The 23,470-nt window shown below is 55.2% G+C and carries 19 protein-coding genes; 13 read left to right on the top strand and 6 right to left on the bottom strand.

What is annotated here, in order from left to right:
* The first annotated feature begins 503 nt into the window (after positions 1–503).
* The 4 genes from SB13_RS00095 (at position 504) to glnB (ending at position 4,530) form a co-directional block, all read left to right on the top strand.
* Positions 504–1,943, top strand: coding sequence for a sensor histidine kinase (locus SB13_RS00095; RefSeq protein WP_026738396.1), 1,440 nt, complete (start codon positions 504–506; stop codon positions 1,941–1,943).
* A gap of 140 nt (positions 1,944–2,083) precedes the next feature.
* Complete coding sequence (locus SB13_RS00090) at positions 2,084–2,752, top strand: hypothetical protein (protein ID WP_051616398.1); 669 nt, start codon at positions 2,084–2,086, stop codon at positions 2,750–2,752.
* Complete coding sequence (gene glrR / locus SB13_RS00085; protein WP_026738394.1) at positions 2,749–4,086, top strand: two-component system response regulator GlrR; 1,338 nt, start codon at positions 2,749–2,751, stop codon at positions 4,084–4,086. Before SB13_RS00090 ends, glrR begins: the two co-directional genes overlap by 4 nt.
* A gap of 105 nt (positions 4,087–4,191) precedes the next feature.
* On the top strand, positions 4,192–4,530 hold the full coding sequence (glnB, locus tag SB13_RS00080; protein WP_026738393.1) for a nitrogen regulatory protein P-II: 339 nt from the start codon (positions 4,192–4,194) through the stop codon (positions 4,528–4,530).
* A gap of 999 nt (positions 4,531–5,529) precedes the next feature.
* Here the strand turns inward: glnB and SB13_RS00075 are convergent.
* Positions 5,530–6,726: a pectate lyase family protein gene (locus tag SB13_RS00075; RefSeq protein WP_026738392.1), complete on the bottom strand. Its 1,197-nt coding sequence runs from the start codon at positions 6,724–6,726 to the stop codon at positions 5,530–5,532.
* Positions 6,727–7,137: 411 nt separating this feature from the next.
* Positions 7,138–8,340 (bottom strand): polysaccharide lyase, encoded by a 1,203-nt coding sequence (locus SB13_RS00070; protein WP_081821802.1) that lies wholly within the window; start codon positions 8,338–8,340, stop codon positions 7,138–7,140.
* 489 nt (positions 8,341–8,829) lie between these two features.
* On the opposite strand from SB13_RS00070, the gene glyA reads away from it, so the two are divergent.
* From glyA to SB13_RS00050, 4 genes are all read left to right on the top strand, one after another.
* Complete coding sequence (gene glyA, locus SB13_RS00065; RefSeq protein ID WP_026738390.1) at positions 8,830–10,083, top strand: serine hydroxymethyltransferase; 1,254 nt, start codon at positions 8,830–8,832, stop codon at positions 10,081–10,083.
* A gap of 130 nt (positions 10,084–10,213) precedes the next feature.
* The gene (locus SB13_RS00060) at positions 10,214–11,377 is read left to right on the top strand and encodes a 3-phenylpropionate MFS transporter (RefSeq protein WP_026738389.1); all 1,164 of its coding nucleotides are present in this window, start codon (positions 10,214–10,216) and stop codon (positions 11,375–11,377) included.
* Between the two features lie 66 nt (positions 11,378–11,443).
* Positions 11,444–12,055, top strand: a complete 612-nt coding sequence (locus SB13_RS00055) for a DUF1007 family protein (RefSeq protein WP_051619036.1) — start codon at positions 11,444–11,446, stop codon at positions 12,053–12,055.
* Positions 12,046–13,095 carry a nickel/cobalt transporter gene (locus SB13_RS00050; protein WP_026738387.1) on the top strand — a complete coding sequence of 350 codons (1,050 nt, stop codon included), beginning with the start codon at positions 12,046–12,048 and terminating at the stop codon, positions 13,093–13,095. Before SB13_RS00055 ends, SB13_RS00050 begins: the two co-directional genes overlap by 10 nt.
* A gap of 83 nt (positions 13,096–13,178) precedes the next feature.
* Here SB13_RS00050 and SB13_RS00045 read toward each other — a convergent pair whose 3' ends face one another.
* The 4 genes from SB13_RS00045 to suhB form a co-directional block, all read right to left on the bottom strand.
* The gene (locus tag SB13_RS00045) at positions 13,179–13,976 is read right to left on the bottom strand and encodes an ABC transporter ATP-binding protein (protein WP_026738386.1); all 798 of its coding nucleotides are present in this window, start codon (positions 13,974–13,976) and stop codon (positions 13,179–13,181) included.
* On the bottom strand, positions 13,973–15,055 hold the full coding sequence (locus SB13_RS00040; protein WP_026738385.1) for a FecCD family ABC transporter permease: 1,083 nt from the start codon (positions 15,053–15,055) through the stop codon (positions 13,973–13,975). The genes SB13_RS00045 and SB13_RS00040 overlap by 4 nt, the downstream gene beginning before the upstream one ends.
* A 5-nt stretch (positions 15,056–15,060) precedes the next feature.
* Positions 15,061–16,185: an ABC transporter substrate-binding protein gene (locus SB13_RS00035; protein ID WP_051616396.1), complete on the bottom strand. Its 1,125-nt coding sequence runs from the start codon at positions 16,183–16,185 to the stop codon at positions 15,061–15,063.
* Between the two features lie 518 nt (positions 16,186–16,703).
* Positions 16,704–17,507, bottom strand: a complete 804-nt coding sequence (gene suhB / locus SB13_RS00030; protein WP_026738383.1) for an inositol-1-monophosphatase — start codon at positions 17,505–17,507, stop codon at positions 16,704–16,706.
* A gap of 120 nt (positions 17,508–17,627) precedes the next feature.
* Between suhB and trmJ the strand changes: the two genes are divergently transcribed.
* The 5 genes from trmJ to sseB all read left to right on the top strand — a co-directional run bounded on the left by trmJ (position 17,628) and on the right by sseB (position 23,316).
* Positions 17,628–18,350 carry a tRNA (cytosine(32)/uridine(32)-2'-O)-methyltransferase TrmJ gene (gene trmJ / locus SB13_RS00025; RefSeq protein WP_026738382.1) on the top strand — a complete coding sequence of 241 codons (723 nt, stop codon included), beginning with the start codon at positions 17,628–17,630 and terminating at the stop codon, positions 18,348–18,350.
* Positions 18,351–18,481: 131 nt separating this feature from the next.
* Positions 18,482–18,976, top strand: a complete 495-nt coding sequence (iscR, locus tag SB13_RS00020) for a Fe-S cluster assembly transcriptional regulator IscR (RefSeq protein WP_026738381.1) — start codon at positions 18,482–18,484, stop codon at positions 18,974–18,976.
* A 119-nt stretch (positions 18,977–19,095) separates the two neighbouring features.
* On the top strand, positions 19,096–20,313 hold the full coding sequence (locus SB13_RS00015) for an IscS subfamily cysteine desulfurase (RefSeq protein WP_026738380.1): 1,218 nt from the start codon (positions 19,096–19,098) through the stop codon (positions 20,311–20,313).
* Between the two features lie 789 nt (positions 20,314–21,102).
* Complete coding sequence (gene pepB, locus SB13_RS00010) at positions 21,103–22,398, top strand: aminopeptidase PepB (protein WP_026738379.1); 1,296 nt, start codon at positions 21,103–21,105, stop codon at positions 22,396–22,398.
* Positions 22,399–22,521: 123 nt separating this feature from the next.
* The gene (sseB, locus tag SB13_RS00005) at positions 22,522–23,316 is read left to right on the top strand and encodes an enhanced serine sensitivity protein SseB (protein ID WP_026738378.1); all 795 of its coding nucleotides are present in this window, start codon (positions 22,522–22,524) and stop codon (positions 23,314–23,316) included.
* The last annotated feature ends 154 nt before the right edge of the window (positions 23,317–23,470 follow it).

The raw sequence follows: 23,470 nt of genomic DNA, 5'->3' as shown, positions 1-23,470 counted from the left end.
TATCGTCTTATTCGCAGGGAATAAGCGAAATAAGAAGAAAATGGAATTTAATTTCGATTAAACATCAATTAGTTATGATATTGCATGGATTGATGGCACGGTAGATGCTATAGCTTATGCAGCTGCTCATTCAACTGGTTATGACAGCGAAGCAGAACCACCGCTTTTGCTCATAACACCTGGAATGATGCCATAAGAAATGGTGCCTATCGTCCAACATTAACGATAACTGTGCGTGCAAACGAACTTTATCATCCCTCGGACGACACGTTGAGTGAGGCACCCCCTCTTCAGAGACCCGGTCAAACTTCCCGTTTGACCGGGTTTTGCTTTTTTAGCGCCTCCATGCCGTGAAACGCGCTATCTCTGCGAGGCGTTTCGCATTCTTTCCGGCAACCTGGCCGAATTTCGCGATAGGCTGACATACGCTTCGCAGGTCGCAGGCGAAAACATTGCACTTTCGCTGGAGTGGGCTAGCATCGAGCAAATGAACAGGTAACGAGATGATTTCATTGAAACGATGGCGTTTGTTCCCCCGATCTTTGCGGCAGCTGGTCATCATGGCGTTCTTGCTGGTGCTGCTGCCGTTGCTGGTGCTGGCCTATCAGGCGTATGGCAGCCTGAATGCCCTCAGCGAGCAGGCCGCCATCATCAACCGCACTACGCTGACAGATGCCCGACGCAGTGAGGCGATGGCCGGCTTGGCGTTAGCGTTGGAACGCAGCTATCGTCAATATTGCGTGCTGGACGATCGCACGCTGTCCCAGCTGTATCAAAATCAGCGCAGGCAATATGCTCAGATGCTGGATGTTCACGCCCCGGTTTTGCCCGACCCCCAATCACCGCAGCGCCTGCGGCAGTATTTGACGCAACTGGCGGAGATGCGCTGTCAGAATAGCGCGCCGAGCGGTGAAGCCACGGCGCTGCTGGATAGTTTCTCGCAAGCCAATACGCAGATGGTACAGGTGACGCGAGAAGTGATCTTCTCCCGCGGGCAGCAGCTTCAACGGACTATCGCGGAACGCGGCCAATTCTTCGGCTGGCAGGCGCTGTTGTTGTTTCTGGTCAGCGTGCTGCTGGTCGTACTGTTTACCCGCATGATTATCGGTCCGGTAAAAGGCGTAGAGCGGATGATTAACCGCTTGGGGGAAGGGCTGCCGTTGGGACATTCGCCCACGTTCAGAGGCCCCCGGGAAATTCGCTCGCTGGGGCAACGTATCATCTGGCTGAGCGAACGTCTTTCCTGGCTGGAAGCGCAGCGGCATGAGTTTCTTCGGCACATTTCGCATGAACTCAAAACGCCGCTGGCGAGCCTGCGCGAAGGCACGTCGCTGCTTGCGGATGAGGTCGCAGGACCGCTGACGGAAGACCAGCGGCAGGTCGTGACCATTCTGGACAGCAGCAGCCGACATCTACTACAGCTGATAGAGCAGCTGCTTGACTACAACCGCCAGCTTGCCGATGCGCCGACCGAGCTCGAGCAGGTCGATCTGGCGGCGATTGTCGACGCTGTTGTGGCCGATCATAGCCTGTCGGCGCGCGGAAAAGCGATGAAGACGCTGGTTGAGCTGGACGTCAAAACGTGCCGCGCGGAAACTACGCTTGTGATGAGAGTGCTCGATAATCTCTATTCCAACGCGGTGCACTATGGGCAGGAATCCGGTAACATTTGGGTGCGCAGCCGCAGCGTCGGTTCGCACCTTCAGATTGAGGTCGCCAATACCGGCGCGCCCATCCCGGAAGCCGACCGCAGCATGATTTTTGAACCTTTTTATCAGGGCGCACGTCAGCGCAAAGGCGCAGTCAAGGGCAGTGGGCTGGGGCTAAGCATCGCGCAGGACTGCCTTCGGCGAATGCGCGGCGAGCTGATTTTGGTCTCGGTAGACTACGCCGACGTCTGTTTCCGTATCGAATTGCCATTAACCACCGAGAATGAAGCATGAGTGCACGGTTGTTTCGTATTTTAGCCCCCCGCTGGCGAGCTGTGACAGCATCAATCCCGTGGGTCCGTGTGTTACGAACCTTGCTGTTCTCTCCACCCCTTTTAGCTGGCTGCGCGCCACATGTGGGCGGCGGCACCGCTATGATTGTTGAAGCCAATCGCGCCCCCGATCGGCAGTTGGCCGATTATCGCAGCGTGGAGTGCCGCGCCATCTGGCTGGCGAACAGCCGCGAAGCGATGACGAATGCCTTGTACTGGCTGAGGGCGATGGACTGCGCGGCTCAGCTATCCCCATCGCAGGCGCTGACGCGAGCCAATCAGACACCGATGTCTTCAGACTGGGCTGGACTCTGGAAACAAAGCCTGCTGCGCGAGCGGGCGGGTGCCGTTCCCGCGGAGCAGCGTCAGCGGATTGCCCGGCTGGCGCAGGAGAGCGAAGACGTGCCGACGGATCTTATTCCCTTGCTGCAACTGTGGATGGACAAGCAGCAACTGGCCGCGTTTCAGGACGAAGAGCGGGGGCGAATGCAGCGGTTGCAGGACGATCACGAAAAAGCGCTGGCCGATCTTCGGGAACAGCAAAATCAGCTGCGTGAGCAGTTGGACGCCACGACGCGCAAGCTAAAAAATCTGACGGATATCGAGCGTCAGCTGTCGGCGCGCAAAGCGGTGCCCGCTGATTTCTCAGAGGGGGAGGAGCGTCGCGGCTCCTCTTCGGGACACTCGTCGTCGGAGACGAGTGCGAAGCCTCAGAATGCCGAGACCTCACCGGCGCAGCCCGGTTCGAAAACGGGAGCCAACAATCCATGACGACACGGCAATCCGCCAGCCTGCTGTTGGTTGATGACGATCCCAGCCTGCTGAAGCTGCTGGGGATGCGTTTGACCAGCGAAGGATTCAACGTAACGACCGCCGCCAGCGGTCAGGACGCGTTGCGTTTGCTGGTACGCGAAAAAATCGATTTGGTGATTAGCGATCTGCGGATGGATGAAATGGACGGCCTCGCGCTGTTCGCGGAGATCCAGAAGCAACAGCCGGGGATGCCGGTCATTATTCTGACCGCGCATGGCTCCATTCCGGATGCGGTGGCGGCGACGCAAAAAGGGGTGTTCAGCTTCCTGACCAAGCCTGTCGATCGCGATGCACTCTATCAGGCCATCGATGAAGCGTTGTCGGTGGCGGCGCCCGCTCGGGATGATAGCTGGAGAGAAACGATCATCACTCGCAGTCTGTTGATGTTACGTCTGCTGGAGCAGGCTAAAATGGTGGCTCAGTCGGATGTCAGCGTGTTGATCAATGGTCAGAGCGGGACCGGAAAAGAAGTGCTGGCACGGGCGATTCATGCGGCCAGCCCGCGGGCAGATAAACCCTTCGTGGCGATTAATTGCGGCGCGTTGCCGGAGCCGCTGCTGGAGTCAGAGCTATTCGGCCACGCCCGAGGCGCGTTCACGGGCGCGGTAAGCAGTCGTGATGGTCTGTTCACCGCGTCGGATGGCGGAACGTTGTTTCTGGATGAGATCGGCGATATGCCGTTATCGCTGCAGGTTAAACTGCTGCGAGTGTTGCAGGAACGCAAAGTCAGGCCGTTGGGAAGCAATCACGATCTGGATATTGATGTGCGTATTATCTCCGCGACCCATCGCAACTTGCCCAAAGCGATGGAAAAAGGGGAGTTTCGGGAAGACCTGTTTTACCGCCTCAACGTTGTGAATTTGAAAATTCCGGCGCTGAACGAGCGTTCGGAGGATATTCCCTTGCTCGTCAATCATCTGCTGCGCGAGGCCGCTGCGCGCCATAAACCGTTTGTGCGCAGTTTCTCCACGGACGCCATGAAACGCTTGATGACGGCGAGCTGGCCGGGTAACGTGCGCCAGCTGGTCAACGTGATCGAACAATGTGTGGCGCTGACCAGCGCGCCGGTCATTAGCGAGGCGTTGGTCGAACAGGCGCTGGAAGGCGAAAATACGGCTCTGCCAACCTTCGCGGATGCTCGCCACCAGTTCGAGCTGAACTATCTGCGTAAACTGCTGCAGATCGCCAAGGGCAATGTCACCCAGGCGGCTCGTATGGCGGGACGCAATCGGACTGAATTTTATAAACTGCTGGCGCGCCATGAGCTGGACGCCAATGATTTTAAAGACTAGCTATGGGTAAGTATCGTGCTGATAGCGGGCGCGAGTTGATGCGCGGCCCATCGCATAAACGATGCCAGGCTACGGCCGTGACAAAGTGATGATTAGGATTTCTTGATGAAAAAAATTGATGCGATTATCAAGCCCTTCAAACTGGACGACGTTCGTGAAGCGTTGGCGGAAGTAGGGATTACCGGCATGACGGTGACCGAAGTCAAAGGGTTCGGTCGACAGAAAGGCCATACCGAACTGTACCGCGGTGCGGAATACATGGTGGATTTCTTGCCCAAGGTGAAAATTGAAATCGTTATTGCTGACGATATCGTTGATACCTGCGTCGAAACCATTATGCGGACGGCTCAGACGGGTAAAATCGGCGACGGGAAAATTTTCGTTTATGACGTAAGCCAAGTCGTGCGTATTCGTACGGGTGAAGAAGACGAAGCGGCGCTTTAACCTTCTCTCTTCGACGGCTTATGGGGTTTTGACGTCCTCCTGGACCACTGAAAACCCTGCTGAATCAATGTCGGCCGCATCATCGCGTCGGCGTTGATTCAGGTAGACTCGTCCTGCCTTTCTCTTTACCCTGCCCAACTGCCCAACTGCCCAACTGCCCAACTGCCCAACTGCCCAACTGCCCAACTGCCCAACTGCCCAACTGCCCAACTGCCCAACTGCCATTTCCTGCTCTCTGATCCCATGCCTGGTTATGTATTGGCGCTAGGTTATTCCACCTCTTACTGTGTTTCAGCTGTCTTCGCCGGAATGACTAGTCTCACCACGCTTTGCAGCCTGCGGGGAAGGGGGCGGATACGCGGGGAACGCTGATCCTGTCACTCAGATTTTGGTTGAAAGGTTCTGTTGGCCCTATTGCGATAAGGCACAGAAAACGCAGGCGGAAAAAACTGGCGACCTCATCAGTCAAGATCAAAGGGTTAACATCGTGAGTTTAATGAATTCATTTAGGTTTTGTTTATTGACATAATATCAGTGCGTGTTGAATGCCTTATTTAGCGCTGCGTCAACATTCTGTTGAATGATTAAAATCTCTAGAGTGATAACGGCAAAATGAGCGTGATGTCGATGGATGAATAATAAAGGATAGCTTCAGTAAGAGGTCTGAATCCTAGAATTGAAAATGGAATGAACACAGTTTTTGTCAATTGTTGTCATTTTTTATATCAATCAGAGTGCCAATATTCTTTAAGCGAAAATAATTCTTTTTCACGCATAAAAAAATGTGTTTTGCTTTGTCGAAATATAAACGATGAGGTGAGCGAATTTTAGCCATAACTCATCCGCTCATGTTTGAATGTGTAAAATAAAAAAAGCAGCGTAAATACGGTTGTATTCACGCTGCTTTTATCTATGGGCCGGGGTCAAACCGTTATTTACGGAATGTTGACCGGCTATGGCTTAGCACGTTTTATTTTCGCTAGTAGTAGGCGTTCCGGATTAGATTTTGCCGTAACCCGCACCCGACATGATGGTTTTGACTAAGTTGGTGTTCATCGTTTGTACTTTGTAAGAGTAAGGGATCTTAGCAGTGTAGTTTGTGAAACCACAGCTTGATAAACCAGCGGCGCTATTGTTGATAAGCGAATTTTTATCGGTAAAGACTTTGCCGTTAAACGCCTTCACGACAGCACACTTGGTCTTGAGGTTGGTAATGTTGAAGGCATTGCTCTCTGACAACAGACTGCTGCTGGTGCCGATACCGAAGCTATAGAGATAAGCGTAGACGGAGGCATTCACGTTACCGACAAAGACGTTGTTAAATGCATGAACATTGCCGAAACGTACGCGCGGAGCACGTTCGCGCACCTGGTTGAACAGGTTGTTGTAGAAGGTCACGCGCAGTTTGCCCGCATCCTGTGAGCCATTGCTATCGCTATGGCCGATCAAGATGGTCTTGTCGTGCTGTTCAAAACGGTTGTTGGAGACGGTGATATAGTCGGAACCCCGTTTGATATCCAACGTGCCGTCATGCTGTACATAGGTTTCACCGTTTTTCTTGGTGTATTTGTTGTCGGTAAAGCTGCCGTCGCTAAAGGTGACATGGTCTATCCAGACGTGGTGAGACGTAATCACATTGATGGAATCCCATTCCGCATTCCAGCCATCGCCCGATTCATAATGCGGTGCGACGTCGACGGGGGTTTCAATATAAATATTACGGATAATAACGTTGCTGGCGCCGCTAATCACCAGCGAACCCTTGGTAAATTTACCCGAACTCCCGATGCCGATAATGGTGGTATTTGACGGGATGAGAATCTGGCTGCGCGCCTTCTGGTCGTTGAAGGAGGTATAGGCTTTACCTCCGCTGATATCGATAGTCCCTGTAATTTGAATGATTTTCGCCGTGTTTTTGGCGGCTAGCGCTGCTTTGAACTCAGTGATGTTTTTCGCCGTGTAGATATTGGCGGCGGTGGCGGCTTTGCCCCCCGTGGTTGTTCCGTTCTGAGTCGCCCACCCAACGGTTGCCGCAGTACGGCCTTGAGCGCTTAGCAGACTGGCGGCCGAGGCGTTGGACGTCATTAACGCGGCAGTGATACTGGCAATCAGCAGTGGTTTGGCACAGGAGTAAATACGTGAAAGTGATCCAGAATATCCTGATTGTGTCTTTTTAGATAAATGAGTGGCGTTCATTAAGAAGTTCCTTTTTCGTTATAAAAATGATTAACCAAATCCTTAATTAATTAAGGTGTGTGAAAGCATTAAGTAATTGGCCCGTATTATTCAGAACTAAAATCTTATTTTTTTGATCAAAGTCGTTTTTCTGAGAGAAAGTTAAAATTAAACGAAAAAGGTATTACTTGGTGGAAGATTAAGACGAAAAGAATATTGCGCGATGTGATTATATACATTGATAAATGAAGAGATATTATTGAAATTCGTATTATTCCTATCACTTTTTATAGGTATTACTGAAAGGGGGTTCCTGATTTGTTATTGGTATTTTCTTATTGACTTATTAATTTATTTTATTTTGGATAAATAACGTTAGGATGAAGCGGCAACCCCGGATTAATAACCTTTGCGCGATTGCCGCTTTTTTATTTAGAGTTTACCGAAACCGGCATTTGCGGCGATTTCGTCAGACAAGCTGGTCGTCATCGGTTGCACGGTATAGCTGTACGGGATGGTGTCGGTGTATGCCGTAAAGCCGCAGGCAGACAAATCGACCTCGCTGCCGTTCAGCATGGAGCCTTTATCCGAGAAGATTTTGCCGTTAAAAGCTTTCACCACTTTGCAGCTACTGCTGAGATTGCTGATGGTGAAACCGTTACCCTCGGACAATAGGCTGCTGCTGGTGCCGATGCCAAAGCTGTACAAGTAAGGATAAACCGTGTCCTTCACGTCACCGATATAGACATTATTGAAGGCATGTACGTTGCCGAAACGAATTCTCGGCGCACGTTCACGTACCCGGTTAAACAGGTTGTTGAAGAAAGTGACGTGCAGTTTGCCTTGGTCTTGGGCGGTATTGCTGTCGCTATGGCCAATCAGAACGGTTTTATCATGCAGCTCAAAGCGACTATTAGAAACGGTGACATAGTCGGAACCGCGTTTGATATCTAGCGCTCCGTCGTGCTGTACATACCTTTCGCCATCCTTGGTCGTGTACTTTTCGTCCGTAAAACTGCCGTCGCTGATAGTCATATGATCGATCCATACATGGTCGGCGGTCTGAACATTCATCGCATCCCATTCTGCATTCCAGCCATCCCCCGACTCATAATGCGGCTCAACGTCGACCGGCGTTTCAACATAGAGATTCCGCAAGATCACGTTGCTGACCTCTTTGACGATCAGCGAACCGTTGGTGAGTTTGCCCTGGTCGCCAATACCGATGATTGTGGTGTTGGAAGGGACCTGGAGCTGGCTTCGTGCTTTTTGATCGTCAAAGCTCGTATAAGCGGTGCCGCCGCTGATGTCGATAGGCGCCGTAATCTGGATGATTTTACTGGCGCTGCCGGCCGCCAGCGCCGTTTTGAACTCGTCGATCGTCGCGACGCTGTAGATATTCTCTTCCGCTGCGGCGGATCCACCGGTGGTAGATCCGTTTTGTGATGCCCAACCGACGGCCGGTGCGGTGGTCAGGGCTTCCTGCGTCAGCACAGAACCAGCGATTGCGCTGGAAGACATCAGTGCCGTTGCAACGCTGACGAACAGTAAACACGCCGGCGTTTTTAGCGAGAAGGGGGAAGAGGTCAATCGGCCGGGATGGCTTGGTCCATTGCGAGGTATAAGACGACTCATGAGGTTATCTCCTTATTGTGCCCACGTAGCTCGCCTACGTTTCCCTGGTGTGAGAATGAAGGGCGGGTGGTTGAAATCCGTTCAATGCGAGGAAATTAGCAACCCACATAGTTAGGTTCAATATCGTTATTAGTAATAATTATTCTCGGTCAAAAGATAATATAAAAAATACTTAGTATCAGAATGGTCTTACAGACCAATAAGAGAAAATTTCAAAGGGAACAAGAAGGGGAAGGGCGCGGCGTCAGCGAATGGGATCGCAGGCCAACATGAAAAAGATACAGGTGCCTGATGAGAAAAAGTCGCTCCGCACGGGGAGGGAAAGAAAAGCGCAAACCCTTGCGCCGCCTGAGGCCAATCGTTTGCGCAAAAACCTCCGTCAAAGCCTATCTTCGCTGGTGAGAATCGGTTTACACTATAGGCCAGTGCCTTTCGGGGCGATTATATTGCGTTGTAAAAAATGCACGTTAGCTGAGTCAGGAGATCCGGATGTTAAAGCGTGAAATGAACATTGCCGATTATGATGCCGAGCTGTGGCAGGCCATGCAGCAGGAAGTAGTGCGTCAGGAAGAACATATTGAGCTGATTGCTTCAGAAAACTACACCAGCCCACGCGTCATGCAGGCACAGGGATCTCAGCTAACCAACAAATATGCGGAAGGATACCCGGGCAAACGCTATTACGGCGGTTGTGAATATGTCGATATCGTTGAGCAACTGGCCATCGACCGCGCGAAAGCGCTGTTTGGCGCAGACTACGCCAACGTACAGCCGCACTCAGGTTCTCAGGCCAACTTTGCGGTTTACACCGCGCTGCTGCAGCCTGGCGATACCATTCTGGGCATGAACCTGGCTCACGGTGGCCACCTGACTCACGGCGCGCCGGTCAACCTCTCCGGTAAGCTGTACAACGTCATCCCTTACGGTATCGATGAAAGCGGCAAGATTGACTACGACGAAATGGCCGAGTTGGCGCATACTCACAAACCGAAAATGATCGTCGGCGGCTTCTCCGCTTATTCCGGCGTGGTCGACTGGGCGAAAATGCGTGAAATCGCTGATAGCGTGGGCGCATACCTGTTCGTTGATATGGCGCACGTTGCGGGTCTGGTTGCTGCCGGCGTTTATCCGACACCGGTGCCTCACGCGCACATCGTGACCACCACGACGCACAAAACGCTGGCGGGTCCGCGCGGCGGTCTGATCCTGGCGAAAGGCGGTGATGAAGATCTGTATAAGAAACTGAACTCCGCGGTATTCCCGGGTGGTCAGGGCGGCCCGCTGATGCATGTTATCGCCGGTAAAGCCGTCGCGCTGAAAGAAGCGATGGAACCTGAATTTACCGTTTACCAGCAGCAGGTAGCGAAAAACGCCAAAGAGATGGTGGAAGTCTTCCTGACGCGGGGTTTCAACGTGGTTTCCGGCGGTACGCAAAACCACCTGTTCCTGTTGGATCTGGTCAGCAAAGACATCACCGGTAAAGAAGCCGATGCCGCGCTGGGCCGCGCGAACATCACCGTCAACAAAAACAGCGTGCCGAACGATCCTAAGAGCCCGTTCGTGACCTCCGGTATTCGTATCGGTACGCCGTCCGCCACCCGCCGTGGCTTCAAAGAAGCTGAAGTGCGCGAACTGGCCGGATGGATTTGTGACGTGCTGGATAACATCAACGACGAAGCGGTAATTGAGCGCACCAAGCAGAAAGTGCTGGAACTTTGTGCTCGTTTCCCTGTTTACGCCTAAGCCTGCGAAGCGTGCTCCGTCACGCACATCGAATAAACGCCAGCGCAACGCTGGCGTTTTTTTATCTGTCGGCCTGGTTGCGCCAGTCAAACATCTTTGCCAAAGTAGCCGGCCGAACACAGGAGAACCCATGGTTTTACGATCCACTCGCTGGCTGGCTCTCAGCTATTTCACCTACTTTTTCTGCTACGGCATCTTTTTGCCTTTTTGGGGGCGTTGGCTGCAGGGAGAAGGTTTATCGGATGAAACCATTGGGCTATTGCTCGGCGCTGGTCTGGTCGCTCGCTGCTGCGGGAGTCTGGCTATCACGGCCGGGGTCGGGCATCCGTCCCGGCTCATCGGCGCACTGCGCGGTCTGGCGCTGGTCTCGCTGATCATGGCTTTCGGGTTCTGGCTCGGCAATGCGTGGTTGTGGCTGCTGCTGGTCATGATCGGATTCAACCTGTTCTTTGCGCCGCTGGTGCCGCTGACCGATGCGCTGGCGAGCACTTGGCGTAAACAGCTCACGATGGACTACGGGCGGGTGCGGCTGTGGGGATCTATCGCATTCGTTATTGGTTCTGCGGTCACGGGCGATCTCGTTGCCGTCTGGGGACATCCGGCCATTCTGATGGTTCTCTGCGTCGGCCTGCTGTGTATGTTGTTAGGCATGCTGTTTCAGCCGGAAACCGCGCCCCAGGCGGCGGCGTCTCAGGCGACCGATCTTGCCTCAACCCCGTGGCGTCAGTTATTGAGTGAAACCGCCGTGTGGCGCTTTATGCTCGGCGTCACCCTGTTGCAGGGAGCGCACGCCGCGTATTACGGCTTTAGCGTCATTTACTGGCAGAATATGGGCTACTCGGCATCGGTCGTGGGATATCTCTGGTCGCTGGGCGTGGTTGCAGAGATTGTGATTTTTGCGCTCAGTCATCGTTTATTTCGGCGCTGGACGGCACAGGGGTTGCTGTTGCTCTCGGCCGCGTGCGGCGTGATCCGCTGGGGACTGATGGGATCGACCGTGTCGCTGCCGTGGCTGATCGTGATTCAGCTATTACACTGCGGGACGTTTACGATATGCCATCTGTCGGCCATGCGCTTCATCTCCACGCGACAGGGCAGCGACGTACTGAAGCTGCAAGCGGTGTATTCCGCCTTGGCGATGGGCGGCGGAATCGCTCTGGTCACGGTCTTTTCCGGTTATCTGTTCAGCCATCTGCAGGGCAAAACGTTCTGGGTGATGGCATTGCTGGCGGCTCCGGTCCTGTTTTTTCGGTTGCCGGGTACGGCAAAGACCTCCCTGAAGGAAAATCATTAATCAGAGGTGATGATGGTATTCGGTGCAATCACGTCGCGATGGCCTAGCCGATTGGCGGCGGGGCTGATGATTGCGGGATCGGGTGCGATCCCGCAGGCGTTGGCGCATCCGCACAGTTTTATCGACATGCGCATGACCGTGGAGGGACAAAACGATCTCATCACCGGTCTGCGCATGACGTGGACGATGGACCCAATGACCTCCGCCGATCTCCTCTATGATGCGGGAGCTGCGTCCAAAGAGGCGGAAGTCTGGAAGAAACTGGCGGCGGAAGTTATGGCCAACGTGCTGGGGCAGCACTATTTCACCGACATCTTTCGCGACGGCAAACCGGTTAAATATGCGCCGGTGCCAAGCGAATATCATCTTTCTCGTCACGGCAATCAGGCGGTGCTGGAGTTCGTGCTTCCGTTGGCCCATCCCCAGCCTTTGGCGGGAAAACCTCTGCTGATATCCACCTACGATCCGACCTACTTCGTCGATATGTCCTACAAAGAGGACAAGGCGATCGCCGTTAATCCGGCATTGTCGTCGCGCTGCCATACTACGCTGACGACGCCGAAACCGGACGCTTCGCTACAGTCTTATGCGCTCTCGTTGGATAAAAATGACAGCCCGGACGAAGACATGGCGCTGGGTCAACAATTTGCACAGCGGGTCACGTTGCAATGCCAATAAATCTCTCTTCTCATTCCGTTGGTCATACTCGCCGCGCTGTGTGGCCGCTGTTGATCCTGCTGCTGGCCTTGGGCTGGGGACTCTATGAAGTCTGGGCTTGGTGGCCGGATATGTTACGCCAAAGCGTCATTTGGCAAAAATCGCTTCACCAGCAAATGTCGCAGTTGATGGAGGCGGTCAGCACGCAGCCGCATCGCGCCGGTTGGAGCCTGCTCGCGTTCAGTCTGACCTACGGCATTTTGCATGCGCTTGGGCCGGGCCACGGCAAGGTGGTGATCGCCACCTATCTCGCTACGCATCCGTCTCGCCTGAAGCGCAGCCTCCAGCTCACCTTCGCCGCATCGCTGTTGCAGGGCATGGTCGCGGTGATGCTGGTGACGATAGTGCTCTCCGTGTTGCAGCTCTCCAGCCGGGTGCTGCACGTCAGCAGTTTTTGGATAGAGAAGGGCAGTTACCTGCTGGTGATGCTGCTCGGGGTGTGGTTGTGCGTACGGGCTGTGCGGCGGCTGTTTGCGGCGCGAGCGGGGTCCCGTCCTCCCCGCATCCAGCGGCTTGCGCCGCTGACGGCAGCGCCGTCGTCGTCGGTGTGGCGCGTCGAGAATATCCGCGGTTCTGTTTTGCATGACGCGGGATGCGGCTGCGGGCATCAGCATGTTCCGCAGCCGGAAGCGCTTACCGAAGACGGCGGGTGGCGTGCTCGCTTAATGGTGGTGCTGGCGATGGGATTACGTCCCTGTTCGGGCGCGATACTGGTGCTGTTGTTCGCCAAAGTCCTCGGGGTGTATGTCTGGGGAATTTTGTCCGCGTTGACGATGGCGTTGGGCACCGCCTTTACGCTCTCCCTGCTGGCGGCGGTGGTCAGCGCCTGCCGACGGCTGATGACGCGCCTCGGCGCAGAACGGGCTTCACCTCGATGGCAGCAACTTTTCTGGTGTGCTTTATCCCTGAGCGGCGGCGCATTGCTCATGGTGGTGGGCGTGGTGCTGTATGTCAGCGCCCAACCCGCCATGATGGGCGGCATTCGCCCGTTTGCGGGATAGTTCTGGATTGATCGGCGCGGCTTCGCTGAGGNGGAAAGCCTGCCGGTCCAAAGCCCCGGTGTAGCCCAGGGCGGGAGGGTTACTTACTGCATCGGCTCTGTGACCAGTCCGTCGATCATCACCTGCGGTATGCCCTGTGAACAACGCTCAATGCGTCCTCGTACGCCGTAAACGCGCGCCAGACTCTCTGCGGTAATAACCTCTGCCGGCTCCCCGTCGGCAATCAACTGACCATTTTGCAGCATCAACACGTGATCGCCGTGGCGAAGCGCGATGTTAATGTCGTGAACCACCACAACGGTGACGATGTTCCGGCGCTGGGTTTCTCGACGCACCAAATCCATCACGTGGAACTGGTAGTTAAGATCGAGCGCGCTGAGCGGTTCATCCAGCAGAAGCAGCGACGGCTGACGGATCAGCGACTGCGCCAGCCCGACCAGCTGTTTCTGCCCCCCGGACAGCTGGTCCAGATAGCTCAGCGCCAAATGCTCGATACCCAGCTGTTGGAGTAGTGTCATGACCTCGTCTTTATCTTCGCGCTGAGACAGGCCTCCGCTGGCGCGCTGGGCGACGATGATCGATTCCAGGACGTGCAGATGTACCCCGGCCGGCAGCGACTGGGGGAGGTAAACCACCTTTTCGGCGCGTTGGCTGAAAGGAAGCTGCATCAGGTTCACGTCGTCCAAATAGACGTTCCCTTTCGCATTGCCCAGCCCGGCCATCGCCCGCAGCAGCGTGGATTTTCCGCTACCGTTCGGCCCCAGCAACACGGTGATTTTGCCTCTCGGGAGCTTCGGCACGTTGAGGTCCGCGATCACCGGGCGCTTGGGATAGCCCGCGTGGAAGTGAGTCAGGGTGAGCCCTTTAGGTGACGAATTCATACGCTCCCCCTATGCCGCAGAATGATACTCAGGAAGAAAGGCACGCCGACCAGTGAGGTGACAATGCCGACGGGAATGATGACGCCCGGCAGCAGGTTCTTGGACACCACTGAGGCCAGCGACAGCACCAGCGCGCCGGTCAACGCGCTGGCCGGCAGATAAAAGCGGTGATCTTCGCCGAAAATCAGTCGGGCGATATGCGGCGCCACCAGGCCGATAAAGCCGATGGGACCGACGAAGGCGACCGAAAGCGCGGACAATATGCTAATGCGCAGCAGCGTCGCCAGCCGCAGGCGGCGGACATTGATGCCGAAGCTGATCGCCCGGTCTTCGCCCAGACGCAGCGCCGTCAGCTTCCACGCGTTCATCATTGAGAGCGGCATGACCACCGCCAGCACCAGCAGCAGAACGCCCAGTTTTTCCCACGATGCGCGGGCCAGACTGCCCATGGTCCAGAAGACAAGCCCTTGCAGCGTGTCTTCGTTGGCGACGAACTGCAGCATAGACACCAGCGCGTTAAAGGTGAAGACGAGTGCGATGCCGAAGAGCACCACGCCTGAAGTGGCAACCTGTGTCCAGCGGGTGATGGCATCAAGCAGCAACGCGGCCAACAGGGCGAACAGGAACGCGTTGGCGGAGATAAACCACTGAGCCGGAATGCCGGGAAGGCCGATACCCAGCACGATGGCCAGCGCCGCGCCAAACGCGGCGGCTGAGGAGACGCCCAACGTAAACGGGCTGGCGAGCGGGTTATTGAGGATCGTCTGCATTTCGGCGCCTGCAAGCCCTAGCGCCAGACCGACGACGACCGCCATCAGCGCATAGGGCAGGCGGATATCCCAGACAATCACGCGAATGCCAGCATCCGCCGCCGCGGGGTCGGTCAGCGTTTGCCACAGCGTTTTCAGCGGCAGGCCCGATGGGCCGAGGACAAAGTCCAGCAGCAGCGAGGCGACGATCGCTATCACCAGGACGGCCATAATCAGCATGCGGTGTCGGACGATATGCTGATAGCGATGCATAATGCGGTTTTCGGCAGTCGGGCTACCGCGGTGAGTCGATTCGGTCGTAACACTCATGAAAGTTACTCAGCCTGTTTCCAGGAAAAAATAAATTCGCTGTCGGGCAACGTCGTGAAGCGGCGAATAATGTCGTGGTAGGAGGCGTCCGGATTCAGATCGCTGAACTGCTGAGGGTAGATTGCCTTAGCCAGATATTCCATACCAACGACATTGTACGGGTGATTATAGAAATGGTGGTATAGGCCGAATGCTTGTTTTTTCTGCACGGCCGGAATTTGCGCCACGCCGGTCCGGCTGAGCAGTTGGTTTCCTCTGCCATCGAGATTCGCCTTGTCCGCGCCATAACCCAGCTGCAACAGCGGACTGGCGCCGTCGCCGCGTTTTGACCCGGTCATGATGTAAACGTCAGGTTTCATGCTGATGAGTTTTTCCAAAGACACGTAACCGTAGGCGCCCGGAAGCAGCGCTGAGCCGATATTCCGTGCGCCGACGGCTTCGACCAGTCCGCCCCAGCCGTTATGTGCATGGCTGAAGCAGCAGGATTCAGAACGACCGGCCAGCGCTTCGATGAATACATTGGCTTTCGGCGCGATGGAGGCGGTGCGTTGCTGAATAGCGTCGAGATGCTGGCGATAAAAATCCGTATAGGCTTTAGCGTTATCTTCGCGGTTCAGCACGCGTCCCAGCAGGGTTATGCTGGCGGTCGTGTTTTTGACGGGCGCGATTTCAAAATCGATGAAGATGACGGGGATGCCGAGCGTGCGCAATTTGCTGAGTATACCGTTATCAGTCAGCGAGGGTTTGGCGCGCATTTGCGCGATCATCAGGTCGGGCCGTTGCGCGAGTACGCTTTCCAGCTCGATATCGCCTTTGTCGCTGAATCCCATTTCCAGGATGGACGCCGCCTGCGGCCATTTGCCTTTCAACATGTTCCATGTCGCGGTGTCGGATGTTCTGGGCAGGTTATTCCAGGCCACCAACCGCTGAAATGGATTCTCGCGATCCAACAGCGCCAACGCCATGATGTCGCGACCGTCCTGCAAGACAATGCGCCGGGGCTCCTGTTTGAGCGTGACGTTCTGCCCGTCGAGATCGGTCACCGTGACGGGATATTGCGTGGCATGGCTAATAAAGGAAGCCGTCAGTGCGGCGACCAGCAAAACGTGTCGAAACAGGTGGTTGAACATAACGCGACTGCACTCCGTCCTTAAAATGAGTTTAATAATTATTATCATATGTAATCGGGTGAGCTTTCAACCAACAAAAAAGTTAAAAAACAAAAGTTAGCGAGCGTTGATGTATTCGACCTTTATGCCACTCATGTGCGGGAATTTGCGCCTTTCATCTCAAAAAAGCGACCAGGCTGCGGAATGATGAGGTTATTTAATACAGCCGGAAACGACCTAGGGTCGCTGACGCATGGGGTTGTTGTGCATGGGGAATCCTCGGTACAGTCCCTCGGTTTCTGTCTGGTCTGGAGGCATCGTTATGATGAATCAAAACAACTGGGGGGATGAGATGACCCGCTCGGCATCAGTGCGTCAATGAGGTCTTCGGGCTGAGATAGGGAGTACGTCCCGGCGAGTGTGGCGCTTGATGAAGGGGGAAACGTGACTGAGGTCTAAAAGGTAAAACGCTCGGGGGTGATAGCAGGAATAAAAGAAAATGGCGGTTAGCCGACCGTAGTCGACTAACCGGGAGAAACTTAACGTTTCAGTGCATCGCTCAGGTTGTCGCGGACGTTGGACAACAGGGATTTCACGACGCGCGGGTTGCCCGCGACGATGTTGCCGGTCGTCAGGTAATTGTGGCCGCCGACGAAGTCGGTCACGATACCGCCTGCTTCACGTACCAGCAGTTCACCGCCAGCGAAGTCCCACGGCTTGAGGCCGATTTCGAAGAAACCATCAACGCGGCCCGCGGCAACGTAAGCCAGATCCAACGCGGCGGAACCGGTGCGGCGGAAGTCCGCGCACAGACCGAACAGACCTTCCATCATGCGGAAGTAGCTGGCGGAGTGCTGTTTGTGCTTGAACGGGAAGCCGGTGGCGAGAATGGTGCCGTCCAGGTCGCGAGCGTTGCTGCTGCGCAGACGATAGCCGTTCAGCTGAGCGCCCTGACCGCGAGTGGCGGTGAACAGCTCATTACGCATTGGATCGTAGACGACCGCGACTTCGGTGCGGCCTTTGATGCGAACAGCGATGGAAACCGCGAAGTGCGGCAGACGTTTGATAAAGTTGGAAGTGCCATCCAGGGGATCGATAATCCATTGAACATCCTGGTCTTCTCCGACCAGTTCTCCGCACTCTTCACTGATGATGGTGTGCTGAGGGTATGATTTGCGAATGATTTCAATAATCAGGCGCTCTGCATCCCGATCGACATTGGTGACAAAATCGTTACTGCCTTTCTGGCTCGCCTCGACGGCGTCGGGCGTTTCATAGTTTTTGGCAATTAAATTACCGCCTTTACGCGCGGCGCGCACGGCAATGTTCAGCATCGGATGCATGGTATCGTCCACAAGAATGTTAAAGAACAGAAATCGGCGCGCAGTATACCAGCAAAAGAGAAAATAGCGAAGATTGTGTTAACATAGTCCGCATTTCCTTTTTCGCACTATTGAGTCAGCATGTTAGAAAATATACGCATTGTCCTGGTGGAAACGTCCCACACCGGCAACATGGGATCGGCCGCTCGGGCGATGAAAACCATGGGGTTGAGCAATCTTTATCTGGTTAATCCGTTGGTTAAGCCTGATTCACAGGCGATCGCGCTTTCCGCCGGCGCGAGCGACGTCATCGGGAATGCGACGCTGGTTGAAAATCTGGATCAGGCGCTGGAAGGCTGCAGTCTGGTCATTGGGACCAGCGCCCGCTCGCGTACGCTGCCGTGGCCGATGCTGGAGCCCCGCGAATGTGGCGTTCGCAGCGCGCAAGAGTCGCGTCATGCGCCTGTCGCCATCGTGTTTGGCCGTGAACGGGTCGGGTTGACCAATGATGAACTGCAGAAATGTCATTATCATGTGGCGATCCCGGCGAACCCGGAGTACAGCTCGCTGAATCTGGCGATGGCGGTGCAGATTCTGTCTTACGAAATCCGCGTCGCGCATCTGGATAACGAGCAGATGGATACGCCCGATCATGAAGAAACCCCGTATCCGTTGGTGGACGATCTAGAGCGCTTTTATCAGCATCTGGAATCCACGTTGCTGGAGACTGGTTTCATCCGTCAGTCGCATCAGGGGCAGGTCATGAGCAAGTTGCGCAGACTGTTCACCCGCGCGCGTCCGGAAAGTCAGGAGCTCAATATCCTGCGTGGCATCCTGAGTTCTATCCATAAAAATGACCGGTGAGTAGCGAGTAATAGTTGAGTGTTTTACTCGGATAAATACTTGACTGAAATACTCGGGAATGACAGACTAATATCACATTTCGACCCTTCCTGTGTTCAAAAACACGGGTTCACTCTACGGATACCATTGATATGAGACTGACTTCTAAAGGCCGTTATGCTGTTACCGCCATGCTGGATGTGGCGCTGCATTCTCAGGAAGGCCCTGTTCCTCTGGCCGACATCTCTGAACGTCAGGGCATTTCGCTTTCGTATCTTGAACAGCTGTTCTCCCGTCTGCGTAAAAACGGCCTGGTTTCCAGCGTTCGTGGACCGGGCGGCGGCTATTTGCTGGGAAGAGACGCTAACGATATCGCCGTCGGCGCGGTTATTTCCGCCGTTGACGAATCGGTCGATGCGACCCGTTGCCAGGGGCGTGAAGGCTGCCAGGGCGGCGACCGCTGCCTGACGCACACGCTGTGGCGCGACCTGAGCGACCGCATCACCGATTTCCTCAACAACATCACTCTGGGCGAGCTGGTCAACAACAAAGATATTCTTGATGTTGCCGACCGTCAGGATGCCGATACGCGCCGTACCTCTACCGGCCGCACGCAGGAAACGATCAACGTTAACTTGCGCGCCTAAAAAAGGTTCGGGGACGTCTGACAACGCATGGCGTTGGCCCTGAGGGGTACGGGCAGGAGCGCCCGACTATAAACAAAACGCAGAGTACGTTTTGGTGTGAAGTACGGAGTTAATGAGCAATGAAGTTACCCATTTATCTGGATTATTCAGCCACGACGCCGGTTGATCCGCGTGTGGCTGAAAAAATGATGAAGTTCCTGACGATGGACGGTACGTTCGGCAATGCCGCGTCCCGTTCGCATCGTTACGGCTGGCAGGCGGAAGAAGCGGTAGACGTCGCACGCAACCAGATCGCCGATTTGGTTGGCGCGGATCCCCGTGAAATCGTCTTCACCTCGGGCGCCACGGAAGCGGATAATCTGGCGATCAAAGGCGCTGCCGCCGCTCATCAGGAAAAGGGTAAGCACATCATTACCTGCGTGACGGAGCACAAAGCCGTGCTGGATCCCTGTCATCAGCTGGAACGTGACGGGTTCGACGTCACCTATCTCACGCCGATGAGCAACGGCATCATCGACTTGAATGAGTTGGAAGCCGCTTTTCGCGACGACACGATCCTGGTTTCCATCATGCATGCCAACAACGAAGTTGGCGTGGTGCAGGATATCGCCGCTATCGGCGATCTGTGTCATCGTCGCGGCATCCTCTACCATGTTGATGCCACGCAGAGCGTCGGTAAATTACCGATCGATCTCGGCCAGCTCAAGGTCGATCTGATGTCGTTCTCCGGTCACAAGATTTATGGCCCGAAGGGCATCGGCGCGCTGTTCGTTCGCCGCAATCCGCGGGTGCGTATCGAAGCCCAGATGCACGGCGGCGGCCACGAGCGCGGAATGCGTTCAGGCACGCTGCCGGTGCATCAGATCGTGGGCATGGGCGAAGCCTATCGCATCGCGGCGGAAGAAATGGAAACAGACTCTTCGCGCCTGCGGGCCTTGCGCGATCGGCTGTGGAACGGCATTCGGAATATTGAAGAAATATATCTGAATGGCGACCTGTCTCAGAGCATCCCCAATCTTCTTAACGTCAGCTTTAACTACGTCGAGGGCGAATCGTTGCTCATGGCGTTGAAAGACCTGGCGGTGTCCTCCGGTTCCGCCTGCACTTCCGCGAGCCTCGAGCCCTCTTACGTGCTACGGGCGCTGGGGGTTAACGAAACGCTGGCGCTCAGCTCTATTCGCTTCTCGTTGGGACGTTTCAGCACGGAAGAGGAAGTGGATTACGCCGTTAGGCAGGTACACAAAGCCGTCGACCGGCTGCGTAGCGTCTCTCCAGGCTGGAAAGCGTTCAAACAGAACGCGAAGAACGCCAGCATTGCCATAGCGCCTCAATCCTAAGGCGTTTGCCATCATCCTGACAGGTGTTGTTGACCGGGCAATTCAGTTCGGTCAACGTTGAAGCCAACTTTCCTTGTCATCAATTGATTATCCTGTCCAAGGGTAGAATTAACGCTCGATTCAGGTGGCTTAAACGCCCCATGATGCGTTTCACGCTTCAGGTTGTTCACGGCTTTCTGCCGATCTCCCCGGATTCTCGGTCACCTGACTGGCTCTAAAATGTCCTTTGCGCTGATACAACGTGGGATTTCTCCTGTTTTTGTGCATGCTTCCCGACGAGTTACGTCAGTGACAGGGCGCAGGTATGCTATCTTGACTCGAGTTTTTGCCGCAGGACTGATGGGGCAGGAGTGGTCATCACCTGTCCTGGTACGGGCATCGTGAACGCAGAGCGATGACAAAAGGGCGGTGCCTGAAAAACGTCAGGTGACCACTGAGGGCAAAGATGACGTGTGGGGCGTAAAAACGCCACATTACACTATATTGATACACGCACTGGCTTAGGCACCGTCAGCCTGCTCGGCGAGACGGATTGATTCGGGAGCGGCGGTCGAATATCGCCATACCGATCCCTGCAAGAGCGACCTCTCTGCATGATGGAATGCGTAGAGGGATGATTTGAACGATCGACCAGCGAACCGTGACCTGAAAAGGTTGGAATAAATGCGGTTCTCTGGTTGGATAAAAGCTGAATAACCAGCACGACAGGCGCGCCTTCGAGGCGGCCGAATTTCTTTTCTTCATGGCTGACCCGCCTGATTAAAGAAATGCGCAATAGGGAACGTGATTATGACAACCGAAACTATGCCGATTACCCTTTCCCACCAGCCGGCTGATGCTCGCTGGGGCGAAAAAGCAACGTTAACCTCTGGCGAACAGGGGTTCACCATCCATCTGACAGGCGAAAAACCGCTGGCCATCATCCAGCGCGCCGGCCGTAAAATCGACGGTCAGGGCATTAAACACGTCAAGCTGGAAGGCGAGGGATGGGACCTCGAAAGTAGCTGGGCTTTCTGGCAAGGCTACCGTGGACCCAAAGGCCAGCGCACCGTTGAATGGGCGGCGTTGGATGAAGTTGCGCAGCAGGAGTTGGACCGCCGCCTGAAAATCGTCGATTGGGTGCGCGATACCATCAACCTGCCGGCGGAATCGCTGGGGCCGGAACAGCTGGCGACCCGCGCGGTCGATTTGCTGTGTTCCGTCAACTGCGACGCGGTGTCTTACCGCATTACCAAAGGCGAAGATCTGCGTCAGCAGAACTATTCCGGCCTGTATACCGTTGGGCGCGGCTCAGACCGTCAGCCGGTATTGCTGGCGCTCGACTACAATCCGACCGGCAACCCGGATGCGCCGGTGATGGCGTGTCTGGTCGGTAAGGGCATCACGTTCGATACTGGTGGTTATAGCCTCAAGCCCAGCAGCTTTATGGATTCGATGAAGTCCGATATGGGCGGCGCAGCGCTGGTGACCGGCGCATTGGCAATGGCGGCGGCGCGTGGACTCAAACAGCGCGTCAAACTGTATTTGTGCTGTGCCGACAACATGGTGAGCGGCAACGCGTTCCGTCTGGGCGACATCATCAGTTATCGCAACGGCAAGACCGTGGAAGTGATGAACACGGATGCGGAAGGGCGTCTGGTGCTCGCTGACGGCTTGATCGACGCATCCGCACAGAAACCGCAGTGGATTATCGACTGCGCCACACTGACCGGCGCCGCGAAAATGGCGTTGGGGAACGACTACCATGCGCTGTTCAGTTTTGACGATGCGCTGGTCGGGGATTTACTCACCAGCGCAGGACGTGAGGGCGAACCCTTCTGGCGTCTGCCGCTGGAGGAATTTCACCGTCAGCATCTGCCATCCAACTTCGCGGATCTGAATAATATCGCCAGTCCCGCGCATTCAGCGGGCGCCAGCACGGCGGCGGCTTTCCTGTCCTACTTCGTGGAAAACTACCAGAAAGGGTGGCTCCATATTGACTGTTCGGCGACCTATCGTAAGGGCGCTGTCGATCAATGGTCGGCTGGCGCGACCGGGCTGGGGGTGCGCACGCTGGCGGACTTCCTGCTGAGCAAAGCAGGCTGAATAAGCGACGGCGGGCAAGTCAATACCCGCTTCGAAACAACGCGCGGTCACGCCGCGCGAGCATAACAACAGGCCTGCGCGGCTTCCATGTTACGCGCAGGCCTGAAAGCGTTGAGGAAGACCATGGAATTTTCACCACGAAACACGCTGGAAGAGGCGCTGATGCGCGCTGCGACGGAGCCTGCGCATCGGCCCGAATTTTTCAATGAACTGATGACAGCCACGGTGTACGTACTGGGAAACAGCGACGGCGACACGACTTTTGGTGAGCAGACGCTTCAGGCCGGAAGCCATGTGCATCTTCAGCATTGGGAGAAGCCGGATGGCAGTTCCGCAATCCCATTTTTTTCTTCCCTTGAGGCTCTGCAGTCGGCCATCACCGAAGAACAGTCCTTTTTGGCCTTGCCCGCGCGAGCGCTGTTCGAGCTGACACAGGGCGCCGTGTTGTTCCTCAATCCGAAATTGCCTTACGGGAAAGAGTTTCTGCCGCAGGAGGTTGAACACCTGCTGGCTGGCGAAGGTACCGGACTTGTGACGAAAAAGGTGATTGAGGAGGACACACAAGTCCTGATTNGTCAGCCAGCAGAAATGCCCGCGCAGATGATCGACTCTTTGACCCAGCTATTTGCGAAATATCCCGCCGTGCGCCGTGCGTTTCTGGTGCAGATTCAGGAGCAGGGAGAAGAACAGCCGCACCTGCTGGTCGGCATCGATGTGGATGAAGACGTGGAAGCAATCATTCAGGCGGCCGGCACCGTTGCCAGCGACACGTTACCGGATGATCGTCCGATTGACCTCTGTGTCGTTGCTGAAAACGAACCGGGCATCAGTCACTATATGATCAAGCACACTACGCCATTTTATGAGCGGAAGTGGGGCAGCTTTCTGCGTGATTTCAAAAACAGCGGTCACGCCTGAGCGGATAATGCCGCTTGACCGCTTGACCGCTTGACCGCTTGACCGTATAGCTGCAAAAGCCAAAAGCCAAAAGCCAAAAGCCAAAAGCCAAAAGCCAAAAGCCAAAAGCCAAAAGCCAAAAGCCAAAAGCCAAAAGCCAAAAGCCAAAAGCCAA

Origin of the sequence: Lonsdalea quercina subsp. quercina (assembly GCF_000688695.1) — a bacterium.
GTDB classification, from domain to species: Bacteria; Pseudomonadota; Gammaproteobacteria; order Enterobacterales; family Enterobacteriaceae; genus Lonsdalea; species Lonsdalea quercina_D.
This window is presented reverse-complemented; position numbering and strand designations above follow the sequence as displayed.